The following is a 16,177-nucleotide window of genomic DNA, read 5'->3' as shown; positions in this document are numbered from 1 at the left end:
GGGTGGAGGCATGGGGATGATTGGTGTGGTGTCCGGGGTCCTGTCCACACTGCGGTCCGCGCGCACGGTTGCGCAGTGGAAGCACGTTCCTCCTGTGTCGGCTTCGTCGAAGTCGGCGTCGGTGCTGGCCGTCGTGCCCGCACGCAACGAGGAAGCCGCCTTGCCGTCGTTGCTGTCCGGATTGGTCGGTCAGCCGGGCGTGCGGGTTGTGGTGGTGGACGACGCTTCTGAGGACGCGACGGCCGCTGTGGCCCGGTCCTGCGGGGCCGAGGTGATCGAGTCGTCCGGTCCGCCTCTCGGGTGGGCGGGCAAGGTCGCCGCGATGCACCTGGGCGTGGGGGCCGCTCAGGACGAGGAGTGGCTGCTGTTCGTGGACGCGGACGTGACCTGCACGCCTGACCTGGTGGGACGGCTGGTGGCTTCGGCCGGCGAGCTGGGTGCGGACCTCGTGTCGTCTTCTGCGCGGGGAGACGGGGTGGCGTGGTGGTTCCTGCTGCCCGCGTTCAACACTCTGGTGTTCGAGGGCTCGCCACCGGACGGCCGCGGTGTCACGGCGCTCGGGGTGGGGCACTGCATCCTGGTGCGGCGTTCGGTGTTCCTCGCGGCCGGTGGCTGGGAGGCGCTCGCCGAGACCCACGCCGACGACGTCGGGCTGGCGACGTTGATCAGGGACTCCGGTGGGGTCGTGCGGTTCATCGACGCGACGGCGCTGCTCACCACCTCGGGACTGGATTCCTTCGGTGACACGTGGCGGTCGTTGCGCAAGAGCATCCAGCCGTCGGTGAGGGAGATGTTCGGGCCGTGGGGGCGCGTGCTGCTGGTGGTCGCGGGGCTGCTGCACCTCGCGTACGGGCTGATCCCGGTGTTGCGGTGGCGCTCGCCGTGGTCGTGGCTGGCGTGGTTCGCGCAGGCCGTTTCTCATCGTGAGTTCGTGCGGCGAGTCGGCTCGCCGGAGGTGTCGGCTGTGCTGGCGCCGCTGTCGTGGGCGACGATCGGGGTGTTCCTCCTGGACTGCGCACTGCGTCCAGGTGCCGCGTGGAAAGGCCGTCGAGTTGGTTGACCCGTTGCGCGACCCGGACGACCCGGAGTTGCTGGACCCGTACCAGGCGCGATCGCTGGCGATCCTGGTCGAAGGCGCGCGGCTCGCGTCCGGTGCGGTCCGCTACGGCAAGGTCGGCAGGGTCGGGTGTGCGGCGGTCGTGATCAACCGGGAGAACCCGCTGCCGTCCGGCAACTTCGGCTGCGCGCTGGACGGCTCGTCGGTCGAGGTCGCGTCGACGTTGCTGCAGCTGGAGCAGACGTTCGCGGACGTGGGGCGCGCCGAGGCGGTGGTGTACGCGTCGCCGACGACGGTGGACGAGATCGAGGGCATCGCCGACGACTCCGGCTGGTACGCGGTCGAGGAGCTCTTGACCGTCGTTCATCGCGGGACTGCTTCGGTGGGCTCGGAGGTCCGGCGGGCCGTCGACACGGACCTCCCGGGGATCGTCGAGCTGCTGTCCGACGAGCTGGTCGGGAACCGGGAGCGGTTGTCACGGTGGCTCGGGCATCGAATGGACGATCCGCGTTGTTTGTTGTTGGTGGTGGACGACGGCGATCGGATCGGTGGGTTCGCGTCGGGGTTCGCTGAGCGCGGTGTGGGGTTGGTCGAGCAGTGTGTCGTCCGTCCGGCGCGGCGTCGTCGTGGCGTTGGGCGGTCGTTGGTGGTGTCTGCTGCTGCGGCCTTGCGTTCGGCTGGGGCTCACTTGGTGGCCTCGCAGGTCGACGAGGGTCCGGGGGAGCGGTTCGCCGAGGCGTGCGGCTTCGTCGCGGCGTATCCCGTGACGGCATATGTACGCAGAGTGGATGAGCTGCTCGACTGAGTTATTTAGTTGCCGCGTGACATATCCTTAGCAGGGCTAAGGGAGGCTTTGTGCGCGAGCGGTTGCCGGTCGAGGTGTGGGTTCTGGTCGCGGCGAGCTTCATCATCGCCGTGGGATTCGGGATCGTGGCACCCGTACTGCCGGTGTACGCGGCCACGTTCGGCGTCGGTCACACCGCGATCGCCGCTCTGATCAGCTCTTTTGCGTTCGTGCGGCTGGCGTTCGCGCCGATGAGCGGCAAGCTGGTCAACCGGTTCGGCGAGCCGAACGTGTACATCGTCGGCATCCTGATCGTGGCGGTCGGCACCGCGCTGTCGGGCTTCTCGGGGAGCTACGCCGAGATGCTCACATGGCGCGCGTTGGCCGGCGTCGGCTCGACGATGTTCACTGTGGCCGCTCTCGGCCTCTTGATCCGGATCACTCCGGCACCGCTGCGTGGACGTGCCTCCGGCATGTGGGCGGCGGGCTTCCTCATCGGCAACGTGGCGGGCCCGATCGTCGGTGCAGGTCTCGTGCCGTTCGGGCTGTGGGTGCCGTTCGTGTCGTACGGCGTGATGTTGTGCCTCGCGGCGTTCGTGGTCTGGTTCTTCCTGCGGCGATCGACTCTCGCGGCGCTGGACAAGTCCAACAGCGATACGCCGATGTCGGTGCGTGAGGCCGTGAAGCACCGGGCCTATCGCGCGACCCTGGCGTCCGGGTTCGCGAACGGCTGGGCCGTGTTCGGCGTGCGGATCTCGTTGGTGCCGGTGTTCGTCATCGAGGCGTTGAAGCACAGCCCGGCCGTGGCGGGCATCTCGATGTCGGTGTTCGCCGGCGGCAACGCGGCGATGCTGTTCCTGTCCGGCAAGATCGCCGACACCCGCGGCCGCAAGCCGGTCGCCATCGCCGGTCTCGTCGTCAGCGGTCTCGCCACGATCTGGATGGGCTTCACCGGTGACGTGTGGACGTTCATGGCCGCTTCCTTGATCGCGGGCATGGGCGCCGGCCTGCTGAACCCGCCGCAGAACGCCGTCGTGGCGGACGTGATCGGCGCGCGCGGCAAGGGCGGCCCCGTCCTGGCGGGCTTCCAGATGGTGACCGACCTGGGCGCGATCATCGGCCCGATGTGCGCGGGCCTGCTGGCCGACTCGTTCGGCTTCGAAGCCTCGTTCGCCATCACCGGTGCCGCGCTGCTGCTGTCCGTCGCCTTCTGGTTCGTCGCCCCCGAGACCCTCCCCACACATGAGGAGGAGCACACGGCCGCGGCGGTAGCACCGGAATGCGGCTGCCTCGACGAGAGTGCCGAGGTCCCGACGGGCGAGCGCGTGGGCGGCAAGCCACGCCACCCAGAAGCGTGATTGCCCACTCAGCTTCTTTTTAGTTTGGCTCGCTACCCTCGTCGCCGTGGGTGGTGCAGAGCGCAGTGCGCGGAAGAAGAAGCAGGCCGCGCGTGCGGTGGCCCAGGCCCGTACCTCGGGCGGCGATCGAACCAAGGTGATCGCCGGCATCGCCGTCGTGGCGGTGCTCGCCGTCGCGGTCATCGGCTACGTCGTGTTCCAGCAGCTGAAGCCGTCGACGTCCACGACGGACACGATCGCGCAGGCCCCGGCCGACCACGTGATCTCGGCCCCCGCGGTCCGCGACGGCAGCACGGTGCTGGTGGGCAAGGATTCTGCCTCGGTCACGGTCGACGTGTACGAGGACTTCCTGTGCCCGATCTGCGGCACGTTCGAGAAGACCTACGGCACCGACATCAAGAAGGCCGTGGAAGACGGCAAGGTGAAGGTCCGCTACCACATCCTGCCGATGCTGAACCGCCTCTCGAAGCCCGAGGGCTACTCGACCGACTCGGCCAACGCCGCCCTGTGCGTGGCCGACGACGGCAAGTTCAACGCGTTCCACGCGGCGCTGTTCGCCAAGCAGCCGGAGGAAGGCGAAGCGGGCTACACCAAGGACCAGCTCATCAAGCTGGGCAAGGACGTCGGCGTCACGTCCGCCGGCTTCGAGTCGTGCGTGCAGAACAACACCTACAAGACGCAGCTGGACGAGCTGATGTCGAAGACGAGCAACGACCCCGTTCTTCGCGATCCCGAGACGGGTCGCTTCCGCGGCACGCCCAGCGTCGCCTCCGGTGGCAAGCTCGTCGACCTCGACAACAAGAACTGGCTCTCCGACCTGACTAAGTGAGACCGTCGATCGGCGCCTGGCCCTGACTCCACCGGGCCAGGCGCTGAGCTTTTCCTTGTTCCGTGCGCGGCAGCTTGCCCGGCTCGAGAACGTGCACACGGCACGTGATGCCCAGACGTTCTTTGAGTCTCGCGCCGAGTGCCGTCGCGATGTCCTGTATGGACTCGACCGCCACGTGCAACTGCGGCGTGCTGGTCCTGCGGTCCTCGACGATCAGGTAGTGCGGGCTCGCGAGCTCCAGCACCACCGCCTCGATCTCCGTCGGGAACACGTTGACGCCGCGGATGACGAGCATGTCGTCCTTGCGCCCCTTGAGCTTGCTCATCCGCCTCAGAGTCCGCCGGCCCCGTGGTTCGTGGATCGTCGCCACGTCACCCGTGCGGTACCTCAGCAGCGGCATACCGGTCTTGGTGAGCGTGGTGAAGATGAGCTCGCCTTCGTCGGTCTCCGGGTAGAAGTGGTCCTCCGCGATGTTGAGAAGCCCTTCCGAGTCAAGGGATTCACACGCCACACCCGGACCGATCACTTCGGACAGTCCGTAGATGTCGAGCGCCCTGATGTTCAGTCGCTGCTCGATCTCGTGGCGCATCTCCTCGGTCCACGGCTCGGCGCCGAAGATGCCGACCTCGATGCTGTTGTCCTTGTCGAGGTCTTCCGCCAGCCGCAGCGCGTACGACGGCGTGCAGCAGAGGACATCCGGCCTCAGGTCCTCGATGAGCCTGACCTGCCGCTCCGTCATACCGCCCGACATGGGGATGACCGTGGCCTGAAGCCTGAGGCCACCGTGGTGCACCCCGAGCCCACCCGTGAAAAGCCCGTAGCCGTAAGCGTTGTGGATGATCGAGCTCCTGGTGGCGCCCGCACCCGCGAGCGCCCTGGCCATGACCTCGGCCCAGACCTCGACATCGTTGGCGGTGTAGGGAATGAGCGTCGGCCGCCCGCCCGTGCCAGACGACCCGTGCACGCACACGACGTCCTCCTGCGGCACCAGCTGCAACCCGAACGGGTAGTGGTCCCACAGGTCCTGCTTGGTGATCGTCGGCAGCAGGTGGATCTCGTCGAGCGTGACGTCTGTGCCGCGCGTCACTCCAAGATCTTTGAGCAGCGCACCCTGGAAGTTGTCGGTGCCGAGCAGGCGCTCGACGAGCCCCTGCAGCCGCCGTTCCTGCAGCTCGCGACGGGCCTCGGGGTCCATGCACTCGATCTTGGGGTCGAACGGCGCTCCGGCGGTCATCACCCGGTCCTACCAGGCCGAATGCGCTTTGGGTACCCCCGATTTTTATCTCGTGGACCTCTTGATGTACGGTATTGCCACACGAGAACGGAAGGGAAACCTCCCGGGAACGTGGACCTTCTAAGGGGCTGTGGCGCAGCTGGTAGCGCATCACACTGGCAGTGTGAGGGTCAGGGGTTCGAGTCCCCTCAGCTCCACTTGAATGAACTGCATACGAATCGCCCGCTGACCTGCGCAAACAGGTTTGGCGGGCGATCTTCGTTTCCGGTCCACTGTGGACGATGGTCCGCCAAACCGGAGAAAATCCGGAGAGCTGGTGTTGATCACCGCGAAACAGGGTCAGCGGATTCTCCAGGATCGGTCGCCTGACCGGGTGGTTGTCCACGGAAAACTTTGGGATCGCCGCTGGTGTGCGCTGGCACCGTTGCGCAGCAAGCCATGTGGTCGCGGCTGATTCGTTGCTGTGTGGCGGTCCTAGGCCGTCCACAGGGCGTATGCCGGTCCTGGTTGGGCGACGTACGAACGGTCGGGTTCACCTGCCATCAGCAGCGTCTTGTGAGTGGGCAGCGGGCCGGTTGCCGGAGAGACGTGGTGGCTGGGCGAGGTGTACTGCGACGGCTCGCATGGTCGATTGGAACCGTTCGGCGTTGCCTGCCACCGCGTTGATTCCCCGGTTCGACGGGTGTGGCCCGTCGAGGACGACGAGGTGGTTCTGGCGGATGTCCGCTCTGCGCCAGCCGTCCTCGGCTGCTCGGCCGAGCAGCGTCACCAACTCGAGCCGGGGAAGCAGGTCGAGCAGTTCGCGGGTGTATCGCGCTGCGCGGGTTCGCTCCGACGTGCTGGACTGATCTTTCGCCGTGGGGAACGGACAGACGTTCCAGTGCAGGCACAGCCCGCGGTCGATGCGGAAAGTGCGATAGGCGGTGTGGGCACGTGCCGCTGAGGGGTCGTCGTTGTCGATGCTGAGCAGTCCGGAGCCGCCGGTTTCCAGCTTGGCGCGGGGGCCTGGGCTGTCGAGCAGGAACAGTGCTCGTGCGTGAATACCGCCGAACTCGGGGTCGGGGTAGGGCACGGCGCCCTGAGGAAGTCCTTCTGCCGCGGCGATCCGGTCGGCGAGGGCGACCAGCGGCGCGACGTGATGCTCACGGAGCCGCGCGTGTTTGGCGGCGACGACGATGGGGTCAGCGTGTGCCTGTCTCACGAGGTCGCCTTCCGGTTGAACAGCTGATGATGAGCCGAATACAGGGTTCGTGTGTTGCTCGACCACGACCGTGATCGGCCTGCCTCTTGGCAGGTCATCCTTCATGTTTGGTCGTCCGTTACTGCAGGACGTTCCGAGCCGCACCCGGCGGTTCACCGTGTCGTCGGAATCCGCGGTTGTTGTCCAGCAAGTGCTGGCCGAGGTTCCGCTCGGTAACGGCAGCGTGGATCTGGCGATGCAGGCGGTATGCCGATGACCGACTTGACGAGGCTGGCGCTGCCCGTCTGGGCCGTTCCCGCTCAGCCCCGCCGCGCGGCAGTTGACGAGCATGAAATCGCCATCAACGGACCTTGGTGGCGCGAAGTGGTCAAGGCACGGCGCCTGCCCGGCGTACCACCGGCAGGACCGACACTGACTCGGGCTGAAGTGTGGGCGGCCGCATCCGATGATGTGTTCACCTTGCTGTGGCGCACCCTGGCATGGGGGTCAGGTAGGTATCTGCGGTTGAACGCGCGGCGGCTGAACAGCATCGCCGCCGACGTGCCGCGCGCCAGGAGTCTCCTCACCAAGGCGGCGGAGGTGTCCCGGCGTGACCCGGTCGGGGCGTACACATTGCTGCGGCCGGGGCAATACAACGAGATCCGGTCCCTGGGCCCGTCGTTCTTCACCAAGTTCCTGTACTTCGCCGGCGGCGGCGCACCGGACCATCCGTGCCTCATCCTCGACCGCGTGGCGGCGACCAGGCTGCGTGACCGGTGCGGTTGGACATCGCTGCACCGCACCGGCCCCTGGCCGGCGGAAACCTATGGGCGCTACTGCGACCTGCTCGCCCGCTTGGCACAGGACCACCGATGCGCACCCGACGAGATCGAACGCACCCTCTTCGCCGGCGAACCGGAGGAACGATCGTGATCATCACCTGTCCGAGGTGCTTCAGCGCCGACGATGTGCTGCCGCCGCGACGGCTTCCGGATCGCCTGCTGCAGTACCGCTGTGTCAACCAGGAGCATGGCGACCACGAATGGTTTACCACCCACGAAGCCGTCCAGTTACCGGGCGAGGTGCAGGAAGGTGTGACCGACGAACTGCTCGAACCGCTCAATCGGTGTGTGGACGCCGGTGACCCCTTCGTCGAGTACGGCATCGTCGAGCACCGTCTGCGCAGGCAATTCCCTGACCTGTTCGCCGCCCACGTTGCCGACCAAGGGCACTCCATGTTCGGCTCTCGCGCCTACACAGCGTCCAGTGTCCGTTTCGGTGTCGCTCTCGGCCGGCTGGAACGGATGGGTGAGCTGGTCAGTGAATACGGACCGGCGACCGGCGCCTGGCGCTACAACGGCCAAGTGACCTACTGGGCCCGAGCGACGCCGTCAGACCGGAGCCGTAGGTCGTGGGCTGAGTACTGTGCGGAACTCGGCAGGTCCTCGGAGTGGACGGACGATGACCGGCTTGGCCTGCGTACACCGTGAGCGCTTGACGCCTGTGGGAGGTACGAAGCCGAGTCCATGTCGCGTGAGTAGAAAGGTCTTGTGGTTCACACTGTTGAGCATGGTGGCTTTCTTTGGAAGCCTCTGCCGGGCGCGACTTCGACGGCGGAGGAGTTCCAGCGGTCCCGGAGCCTGATGATCCAACTCCACGAGGAGTCCCTGTGGAATCCGTGGGTTATGGAGGATCAGGCGGACGACTACGCCGAAGCGGTGGACATATTCGACCAATGGACTCGTGCGGAGCCTGGGCATCGATATTTGACCAAGGATGAGTTTGATGCGATGCGGACGAAGTCGGATGCCGAGTTCAAGCAACGCTTGGCAGAGAAGGAAGCGCAGCGCCTCGCCAGGATCCCTGACTTCGACGGTCGCCGTGAAAACGCGCGTCTCGCTCTGTTGGAGTGTGAAGCGCAGCTGCGTGAGCGAGAAGACCGCACGTGGCGGGTTGGCTCGCAGGAGGAAAACAGTGCGCTTGAGGCAAAGTGCGAGAGGCTTCGGGGCGAGGTGGGAGACCCTGAAGCGGTAGTGGACAAGGCGGGGCGGCTACCCGCTGAGCGTCGTGAAATCCACCGCATCATGTTCAAGATCTGGCGCGAAGATGAAGTCAGGCGCCTGAGGTCCTTGGTCAGTGAGCAAGCTGCACTGCTGTCGAAAGCACCGCCAAAGAGCGCTGAGAAGTCCAAGATTCGGGGCGAACTGGCCGCGTCGGAACGGGAATTGGAGAAGCTGCTCGCGATCCCTCCTTTGGTAGCTCAGGACATGTGCTCCGAGTGCGCCAGGCCTGCGAGTCAGCACGGTTACGCCTGGCAGAGCGGCGTGCGTGAGACGGCGCCGTGCCCAGCGTGGCCAGATTGGGCAGCGCGGCTCAAGAAAGCACGGGACATCCTGATGCGGGCGGCCGATGCCCGCAAAGAGTCTCTTGCTCCCCCGAAACCGACGCCGCTCGCCATCATCCCGTCCGGGCTGCCGATCGCTGAGGTGATCACGAAGCTCACCGAACTCCAGGTTCGATACCCAGATGCCGTCGTGCGCAGAGGGGCGGCCAACAGGTGGGAACTCTGGCCGCCCAAACCAGAAAAGTGACGTCGTCGAGTGCAGGAGTCTGTACTTAAGGATCCCCAATTTTCATGTTGCGGGTGTAGTGCTTGGCCCAGTCCAGCACCGCGAACTCGCCGGAGGCTCTCACCTAGTTCACTTCCGGTGCAAGCTAGAAGTCTGCTCTGCATACGCCCGGTGCGGTTCCATGGTGTGAGTGAGGGGCGTGTGGTGGTGCTAAATTGTCGTTGCATCAGTCCGGCATAAAACTTGTGAGGTAGGAAGAATGGCGCAGAAAGTTCTTGTGCAGCTCATCGACGACCTTGACGGCACTACGGCCGACGACATCGAGACTGTGCAGTTCGGGCTTGATGGCGTGACGTACGAGATCGACCTCAGCGCAGAGAACGCGGGAAGGCTGCGCGATGGCCTCGGTGACTTCGTGGCCAAGGCTCGCCGGACCGGTGGTCGCGCCAAGCGCGGTGCCGCTACCCGCACGATCGTCGGTGAGGCGCGTACGAAGGAGCAGACCAGGGCTATCCGTGAGTGGGCACGCAGGAGCGGTCACGAGCTGGCCGATCGAGGCCGGATCCCGGCCAGCATCATCGACGAGTTCGAGAAGGCCCACCGTTGATCGCGTGATTCCATGCAGGGGCGGACACGCCGTGGCGCACTGGAGCCGCGAGGACCTCTGGAAGGCTGACGCTTGTGTCGTTGATGCCGCCTCCAGACCTGAGAGTCCATCTACCCGCGGATGTCCTCGATCGGGTCGAGCGCGATCTGGGAGCGCGCCTCGACCGCAACGCGTTGGTACGCAAGCGGCGTTCGATCGGCACACGCACCGACCGCGGGACCTGGGTACGGATCGAAGTGCGGACTGTGGAAAAGGCGCACGGGCAAGGCTTCGACGGCTTGCGCGCCGCCGCGTCGCTGACCGGCATCGCGAAGCCGGCCTGGTACGCATGCTGCACCTGGGACGATCCGGCGCTCGGCCTCGTGTGGCGCGGGGACGAGATCGATCTGGTCACGGCGCAACCGATCAAACCGGGCGGCACCCTCATCACCATGCCGGACCTCTCGGACGGCTGGTGGGCGACGCTGAACGCCTCGCTGGACGCACTGTCCGCGGTGGAGACGGATCGGATCGCCACGCTGCACTCCATGCCGATGACACAGGTCCGGCTCACCGACGCCATCGTCAGCGTGTTCCCAGAGGTGATCGACACGATGGTGACTGCGTGGACGGCGGCGCACGCGGACATGAGCTGGGCCAACCTCACCGCACCTGAATGCTGGCTGCTCGACTGGGAAGACTGGTTGCGACACGAAGTCGCACGATGTGAGTGGATCATGGCAAGGAGGGTCGGCGAGCTGCTGACGTTGTGATCCCTGGCGAGTACCGAACGCCAGTCCCCGCCCTTGACATGCGCCGCGAGTGATCGCGGGGTGTGAAGCTCAGGGGGAAACCAAACCAGAGCCCATTCCATCTGGGTCTGGAGGTGAGGGGAAAGCCGGATGGGCGAACGCAAGTGAACCCTCGTTGATGCCTCGTTACCCAGAGACCTCGGATAGATGGAAGCTGTGCCGGGGTGCAGGGTCTGCGCCGTGGAGGAGCGGCAAGCGGCGGTCGGCGCCCAATCGCTGACCGTGTAGGTACCGCTGACCCCGGGGTTCAGAGGGCGCCCGAGCCCGGCTGCATCTCACACGTGCGGAACGTGGAAACCCCGTCCGGGTCCGTGGCCGCGATGAGCGGCGACGGTAGGCCGACCGCGAGGAGAGCTGAAGTCCCGAGCGGGAAAAGGATGTCCAAGAAGCGAACGCCGGCGAGCCGAAAGGCAATGGGAAACCGGGACAAGCACGGACGGCACCTCCGCCGACCGTCTCGGATAACCAGCCGGATACCGGGTCTGGTGCCTGGCCGTGAAAACGGGCTGACATGGACTGGTGAGCCTTTGAAGACGATCACCGAAAACGCTGGCACAGAAGGACAAGTTAGACGCCGATGGCGAACGGACCGGATGACGTGATCCTTGACTGGGACGCCGTGGATTGGCGTGCCTGTGAGGATGACGTACGGCGGCTGCGGCAGAGGATCTTCAAGGCGGCGCAGGCGCAGGACTGGGCGAAGGTCCGGAACCTGCAACGGTTGATGCTGCGGAGCCGGTCGAACACGTTGCTGAGCGTGCGACAGGCGACACAGCGCAATGCTGGGCGCAAGACGGCGGGAGTGGATGGAAAGGTCGCCCTGACCTCCCAGGCCAGGGCTGAGGTCGCGATCGAGGTTCATCGCGGCGCGAGGTCTTGGCAGCCACGACCCGCCAAGCGGGTGTATATCCCCAAGGCCAACGGGAAGCAACGTCCACTTGGGATTCCAGTGATCATGGATCGCTGCCATCAGGGGCGGGTCCGCAATGCGCTGGAACCCGAGTGGGAGGCCAAGTTCGAGTCCAGATCGTACGGATTCCGCCCTGGTCGTAGTTGCCAGGACGCGGTCGAGATGTTGTTCACCACGCTGCGAGGAAAGCGCACCAAACGAGCGTGGATCTTGGACGCGGACCTGGCGGCGGCGTTTGACAAGATCGACCACTCTCACCTCCTCCAGGTCCTCGGCTCGTTTCCCGCAAGGGGCATGATTCGAGACTGGTTGAAGGCCGGGGTGTTCGAAGCAGGCAAGGGCTTCGCCCCCACCGTGGAGGGAACTCCGCAGGGAGGCGTAATCAGCCCCTTGCTCCTGAACGTCGCGCTTCACGGCCTTGAGCAGGCGGCCGGCGTTCGCACCAGCAGTGCCCCCTCCTGCGCGGGGAGGACGCTGCGCAACGCACCGGTCCTGGTCAGGTTCGCCGACGACTTCGTCGTCTGCTGTTACACCAAGCAGCAGGCGGAGCAAGTCAAGGCGAGGCTCGCCGAGTGGCTCGAACCACGAGGGCTGGCCTTCAACGAGGAGAAGACGCGAGTCGTCCACCTCGACGAGGGCTTCGATTACCTCGGGTTCAACATCCGCCGCTATCCCATCGGCAAGCTGCTGATCAAGCCGAGCAAGGCCTCCATCAAGCGACACCGGGAACGGCTTTCAGCCGAGCTGCGCTCGCTACGCGGCTCGAACAAGAGGGCGGTCATCGCCCGGCTCAACCCCATCATCCGGGGCTGGGCCGCCTACTACCGAGGGGTGGTGGCCGCTGAGGTGTTCAAACACATCGACAGCCACATGTGGCGCCTCACGTACAAGTGGGCCTGCCACAGCCACCCCAAGAAGTCGAAGCACTGGATCACCAACCGGTACTTCGGCAAGTTCAACAAGTTCAGGAACGACCACTGGGTCTTCGGTGACCACGACAGCGGCACCTTCCTGGTCAAGTCCTCCTGGACCGAGATCGCCAGGCACTGCCTGGTCAGAGGCGGGGCGTCCACGGACGACCCGACTTTGGCTGAGTACTGGGCCACCCGGCGTCGACGGGTCAAACCCCCGCTTGACGGCTACACGCTTCGCCTGCTCGCCAAGCAGGACGCGCGATGTCCGCTCTGCGGGGAACATCTGCTCACTCCCGATCAGCCGCCACAGTCCCCATGGACTGGGAGCGGTGGTGGCAGCACGTCGTCCGTCGCGCGATAGCCGCGGACTACCTGCGCCACCTCGGGAACGGAACGACGACGGGCGGCGATCAGACCCGCTTGATACACACCGCGTGCTACCGCGGAATGCGCACCGCAAGAACGAGTACCAGCACCTGCCCGCCCAAGCGGCTTGCTTGAGCCGTGTGCACCGACGAGGTGCACGCACGGTTCTGAGGGGACCTCGGCGCAGCAATGCGCCGGGGTTACCCGGCGGCCGCGCGCCACGTGGCCTGGACGCCGCCATGCTGTGGAGCAACTCACTGGCGGTGCCGGAACTCGCAACGCGGATCCAGCGGGAACGTCGCGCCGATCTGGAGACCACGACCGGGCTACTGGCCCAGCTGTTCTTCTGCGCAGAAATCCTGGCGGTGCCACCTGGGCACGGGCCGCTGGCCGAGCCCGCACGTCGTGAAGCAGACCGTCTACTGGAAAGCCTGAAGAGGCGACACCGCTGACGAATCAGTCGGATGCGGTGCTAGTGAGTACTGGGCGGCACTACGACGAGGTTCTCGATCCCGAACTGGTGAAGGACGTCCTGCGCGACCTGTGCTGCGACATCGCGTAGTTCGGTCGCATCAGCATCCGACGCGATCTCTGCTGTCACCGGAATTACCTTCCGTAGGAGTCGCGAGCCCGGTACTTGACCAAGTCCTTCGTACCGGTGCTTCCGCGTCAGCATCACTGGGACATCCGGTGGACTCAGCAACCTGACCTCGCAGGCGATAGACCCGTCTCCGCCGAGTCGTCGTACATGCGCCGCGGCGAGGGCAATGGCGTCGACGATCACGCTCTCCACCACGCCGGCTCGGATTTTCGGGACGCCGTCTGCGGCCATGCGGTCGTGTGCTTCAGCGTCGCGCATGTTGACGGCCAAGGTCATCGATCCGTCGTGATGCAGTTCGAGTTGGAGGAGATTGTGTGCTCGGTGCCGATGCGTTCGAGGAACGCTGCGAGGACTACGCCACCCTTGCGGTCCCACGACAGGCGCTCGTCTTTGGAAACTCTGTCGGCGATCCTCATGGTTCACCAGGAACGTGCCGGGCTATCACGCCAGTTGGGCCATTCCGGTGTCGACCGCGGGAGCCGGCGGGTCGGCCTGCTGGTTGGTCCTCGGAGCCTTGGCGCGGCGTGGCCACGGAAGGATCTGTTCGTGTTCTCGCCAAGCCAGATCGCATTCAGGGCAGGTGGGCCAGCACCGTGCTTCGTCTGGCCACTCGTCGGACCGCGCCGTAACCTCTATGTCGCACAGGGTCTGGCCCACGTCGTTGACCGCGAGCTCGCGAGGTATCGCGTGCCGAGCCCCTTCATGGGGCTGCCATTTGTAGCAACGACCCATGCCTGATCACCTTCCGTGATGTCGTTGCGCGAACAGCGCAGCCGTTGTCGGTGGTGATCCAGCCAAAACCGAGCTTGATGAAAGAGCCACGTCGTCGATTCCGTGCCGATGTGACATGTATGTCGTATCTGGCCTCGTTGACCTGCGGAAACCGTTTGATGGCCCGATCGGGTGAAAATGAAGCATCTTGGAGGGAAACGCGGTTCTTCGGGTGGTCACAGATAGGATCCACAAGGCAATTGACGTCGATCGGAGCCGGGGAGGCGCGGTGGCACAACGACACGACCTCGTGAACCTGCGTAAGGCCGCGGGCTTCACGCAGGAGTCGTTGGCTGCGGAAGTAGGAGCCGATCGCAGCGCGGTGTGGCGATGGGAGAGCGGCCGCTCAGCGCCGGAACCGCTCACTCAACCGCGTCTGGCGCGTGCTCTTGGTGTTACCCAGCGGGAGCTCGCCGCGATCCTTGCTCTTCCAGAACCAGCAGCCGCAGTTGATGGAGCCGACGCGGATCCGGGTGATTGGATGCCCGCCTCGCCGGCCCACCCTGCCGCCGGACTGATCGACGTACTTGGCCCAGGCCAAACGCTGAACACCGTCGCCGTCTACACCAAAGGCGTTATCGCGCGGTATGAACAAGAAGGACCGCAGCGTCTTGCTCCTGAGCTGCTGAGCCTTCGGCGGCTCAGCCAGCAACTCGGGTTGCGTGTGTCCACCGACGCCGACCGAATGGCGCTGACCCGGTTGAGCGCTCAGCAGGCCGCGCTGCTGGCGTACATGTCCGTCAACCTCAGCAAGTTCAGCGATGCCGAAGACTTCGCGCTTGAAGCTGCGTTGCTCGCAACATCGCTGAACGACAACGCCATGCTGGCGTGGGTCAGAGGCACGCAGAGCTTCGCGGCCTACTACCGGAAGCGCTACAAGGAGGCTCTTGATCTGGCTGAAGCCGGTGTGGAGCTTGCCGGTCAGGGAGGGCAGCGCATCCGACTGTTGTCGAACGGTGTGGCTCGGGCCGCCGGAAAGCTCGGCGACCGGAAGACAGTCCAACGAGCACTGAGCGACGCTTTCGACACGGTCGAACGTGCGGACGGCCCGGTCGGCATGACGTCGTGCATCGACCTGGAGCCGTACGGCTGGGCGCGCACCGCGGCCAACGCCGCAACAGCGTGCCTTGCTATTGGGAACTACACGCAGGTGCTGAAGTTGACCAAGGATCTGGAGCCCGTCGTCGAAGCCTCGGACTCCGACTGGAGCCGTTCGCTCATGAAGCTGGACGAGGCAACGGCCCTGACCATGCCTGCCCACGCCGATCTCGAGCATGCGGCATTCGTGGGTATGGAGGCGCTCGAGGGTTCGGCCTCGAAGCCGATCGCCTCCGTTGCCGTGCGGGCCAAGGAACTTGCACGCAGTCTTCAACAACGAGGGTCTGTGCACGCTGGATCGACTCTCCTTGAAGCAGTGCGTGACTGGCAGAAGCCGATGAAGGAGATCGGTCGGTGACGTTCCCGTTGGACCCACCGGCCGATTTGGAGAACGCAGACGTTTTGCGAGCGCACGACTGGCAGGCGTTCTCCGAGGTCGACTTAATGCAGAACCATTGGGATCGACCGGGCTGGTTAGAGGGACGTCGTACGTATCACTGGATGCTGTCGTTCCACGACGATCAGGCCGTGCAGGACCTCGCCGGCCAGTGCCAGGCCGAACTGCTCCGGCCGGACTTCGACCCCGTACCGCTCGATGCGCTGCACCTGACCGTCGGACGCGTGGCGTTCACGGACGAGACGGCACGGGCCACTGTGGGCCGGCTTGTCGAGATCGCCAAGCTGAAGTGCAAGCCGTTGGCACCGTTCGCTCTCGACGTCGGTCCCTTGGCCGGTTCGCGCGGCGCACTCCGGTTCACGGTCGCACCGTGGTTGCCTTTGCTGGAGCTGCACCGCACGTTGGCGGAGGCGACTCATGACGTGTTCGGCGGCGCAGATCGCATGCATACCAAGGACTTTCGGCCGCACCTGAGCATCGCGTACTGCAACCAAACCGTGCCGGTTCCTGATCTGCTGCCGCTGGTGAGCCGGCTGCGGGCGCTCCGGCCCGCGGAGACTTCCGTCGAAGCTGTCTCGCTGGTCGAGCTACGACGGGACGGGCGGACATATCGTTACGACGAACTGGCCAGACTGGACTTGGCTGGGCGTTGAACGGCAGGAACACCCAATCGTGTGACCTCGGCTTGTCGTTGGCATTTCTGCTGATCA

General features: G+C 65.4%; 16 protein-coding genes and 1 tRNA gene. 13 read left to right on the top strand and 4 right to left on the bottom strand.

The features are described from left to right. Positions 1-10 precede the first annotated feature (10 nt). Genes ABFX45_RS38570 through ABFX45_RS38555 form a run of 4 tightly spaced genes read left to right on the top strand, consistent with a single transcriptional unit; the run spans position 11 to position 4,028 of the window. Complete coding sequence (locus tag ABFX45_RS38570; RefSeq protein ID WP_346135692.1) at positions 11-1,060, top strand: glycosyltransferase family 2 protein; 1,050 nt, start codon at positions 11-13, stop codon at positions 1,058-1,060. Beyond that, complete coding sequence (locus ABFX45_RS38565) at positions 1,029-1,862, top strand: GNAT family N-acetyltransferase (RefSeq protein WP_346135690.1); 834 nt, start codon at positions 1,029-1,031, stop codon at positions 1,860-1,862. Before ABFX45_RS38570 ends, ABFX45_RS38565 begins: the two co-directional genes overlap by 32 nt. Before the next feature lie 50 nt (positions 1,863-1,912). Beyond that, positions 1,913-3,199 (top strand): MFS transporter, encoded by a 1,287-nt coding sequence (locus ABFX45_RS38560; protein ID WP_346135688.1) that lies wholly within the window; start codon positions 1,913-1,915, stop codon positions 3,197-3,199. Positions 3,200-3,245: 46 nt separating this feature from the next. Beyond that, a complete protein-coding gene (locus ABFX45_RS38555; protein ID WP_112232577.1) occupies positions 3,246-4,028 on the top strand; it encodes a DsbA family protein in 783 nt (260 codons plus the stop codon). Here ABFX45_RS38555 and ABFX45_RS38550 read toward each other — a convergent pair. Next, positions 4,021-5,262, bottom strand: a complete 1,242-nt coding sequence (locus ABFX45_RS38550) for a phenylacetate--CoA ligase family protein (RefSeq protein WP_346135685.1) — start codon at positions 5,260-5,262, stop codon at positions 4,021-4,023. The two genes, ABFX45_RS38555 and ABFX45_RS38550, sit on opposite strands and share 8 nt — an antisense overlap. A 124-nt stretch (positions 5,263-5,386) precedes the next feature. On the opposite strand from ABFX45_RS38550, the gene ABFX45_RS38545 reads away from it, so the two are divergent. Continuing rightward, a tRNA-Ala gene (locus ABFX45_RS38545) sits at positions 5,387-5,459 on the top strand. A 335-nt stretch (positions 5,460-5,794) separates the two neighbouring features. Here the strand turns inward: ABFX45_RS38545 and ABFX45_RS38540 are convergent. Continuing rightward, positions 5,795-6,619 carry a uracil-DNA glycosylase family protein gene (locus ABFX45_RS38540; RefSeq protein ID WP_346135683.1) on the bottom strand — a complete coding sequence of 275 codons (825 nt, stop codon included), beginning with the start codon at positions 6,617-6,619 and terminating at the stop codon, positions 5,795-5,797. Between the two features lie 96 nt (positions 6,620-6,715). On the opposite strand from ABFX45_RS38540, the gene ABFX45_RS38535 reads away from it, so the two are divergent. The 6 genes from ABFX45_RS38535 (at position 6,716) to ltrA (ending at position 12,595) form a co-directional block, all read left to right on the top strand. Next, positions 6,716-7,375 carry an 8-oxoguanine DNA glycosylase OGG fold protein gene (locus ABFX45_RS38535; RefSeq protein ID WP_346135681.1) on the top strand — a complete coding sequence of 220 codons (660 nt, stop codon included), beginning with the start codon at positions 6,716-6,718 and terminating at the stop codon, positions 7,373-7,375. Next, positions 7,372-7,932 carry a hypothetical protein gene (locus ABFX45_RS38530; RefSeq protein WP_346135679.1) on the top strand — a complete coding sequence of 187 codons (561 nt, stop codon included), beginning with the start codon at positions 7,372-7,374 and terminating at the stop codon, positions 7,930-7,932. The genes ABFX45_RS38535 and ABFX45_RS38530 overlap by 4 nt, the downstream gene beginning before the upstream one ends. 153 nt (positions 7,933-8,085) lie before the next feature. Next, complete coding sequence (locus ABFX45_RS38525; protein ID WP_346135677.1) at positions 8,086-9,033, top strand: hypothetical protein; 948 nt, start codon at positions 8,086-8,088, stop codon at positions 9,031-9,033. 238 nt (positions 9,034-9,271) lie between these two features. After that, entirely contained in the window at positions 9,272-9,619 is a 348-nt protein-coding gene (locus ABFX45_RS38520) for a histone-like nucleoid-structuring protein Lsr2 (protein WP_346135675.1), read from the top strand. 236 nt (positions 9,620-9,855) lie between these two features. Further along, positions 9,856-10,371, top strand: coding sequence for a hypothetical protein (locus ABFX45_RS38515; RefSeq protein ID WP_346135673.1), 516 nt, complete (start codon positions 9,856-9,858; stop codon positions 10,369-10,371). 637 nt (positions 10,372-11,008) lie between these two features. Continuing rightward, a complete protein-coding gene (ltrA, locus tag ABFX45_RS38510) occupies positions 11,009-12,595 on the top strand; it encodes a group II intron reverse transcriptase/maturase (RefSeq protein ID WP_346135671.1) in 1,587 nt (528 codons plus the stop codon). A gap of 477 nt (positions 12,596-13,072) precedes the next feature. Here the strand turns inward: ltrA and ABFX45_RS38505 are convergent, their stop codons facing one another. Beyond that, positions 13,073-13,477, bottom strand: coding sequence for a hypothetical protein (locus ABFX45_RS38505; protein ID WP_346135669.1), 405 nt, complete (start codon positions 13,475-13,477; stop codon positions 13,073-13,075). A gap of 165 nt (positions 13,478-13,642) precedes the next feature. After that, on the bottom strand, positions 13,643-13,933 hold the full coding sequence (locus ABFX45_RS38500; RefSeq protein ID WP_346135667.1) for an HC3 family zinc finger protein: 291 nt from the start codon (positions 13,931-13,933) through the stop codon (positions 13,643-13,645). A gap of 268 nt (positions 13,934-14,201) precedes the next feature. Between ABFX45_RS38500 and ABFX45_RS38495 the strand changes: the two genes are divergently transcribed. After that, entirely contained in the window at positions 14,202-15,428 is a 1,227-nt protein-coding gene (locus ABFX45_RS38495) for a helix-turn-helix domain-containing protein (protein ID WP_346135665.1), read from the top strand. Continuing rightward, positions 15,425-16,120: a 2'-5' RNA ligase family protein gene (locus tag ABFX45_RS38490; RefSeq protein WP_346135664.1), complete on the top strand. Its 696-nt coding sequence runs from the start codon at positions 15,425-15,427 to the stop codon at positions 16,118-16,120. The genes ABFX45_RS38495 and ABFX45_RS38490 overlap by 4 nt, the downstream gene beginning before the upstream one ends. Positions 16,121-16,177: the final 57 nt, after the last annotated feature.

Origin of the sequence: Lentzea roselyniae, assembly GCF_039537795.1 — a bacterium.
Classification (GTDB): domain Bacteria; phylum Actinomycetota; class Actinomycetes; order Mycobacteriales; family Pseudonocardiaceae; genus Lentzea; species Lentzea atacamensis.
The sequence above is the reverse complement of the archived record's forward strand: the minus strand, read 5'-3'. Positions and strand labels throughout refer to the sequence as shown.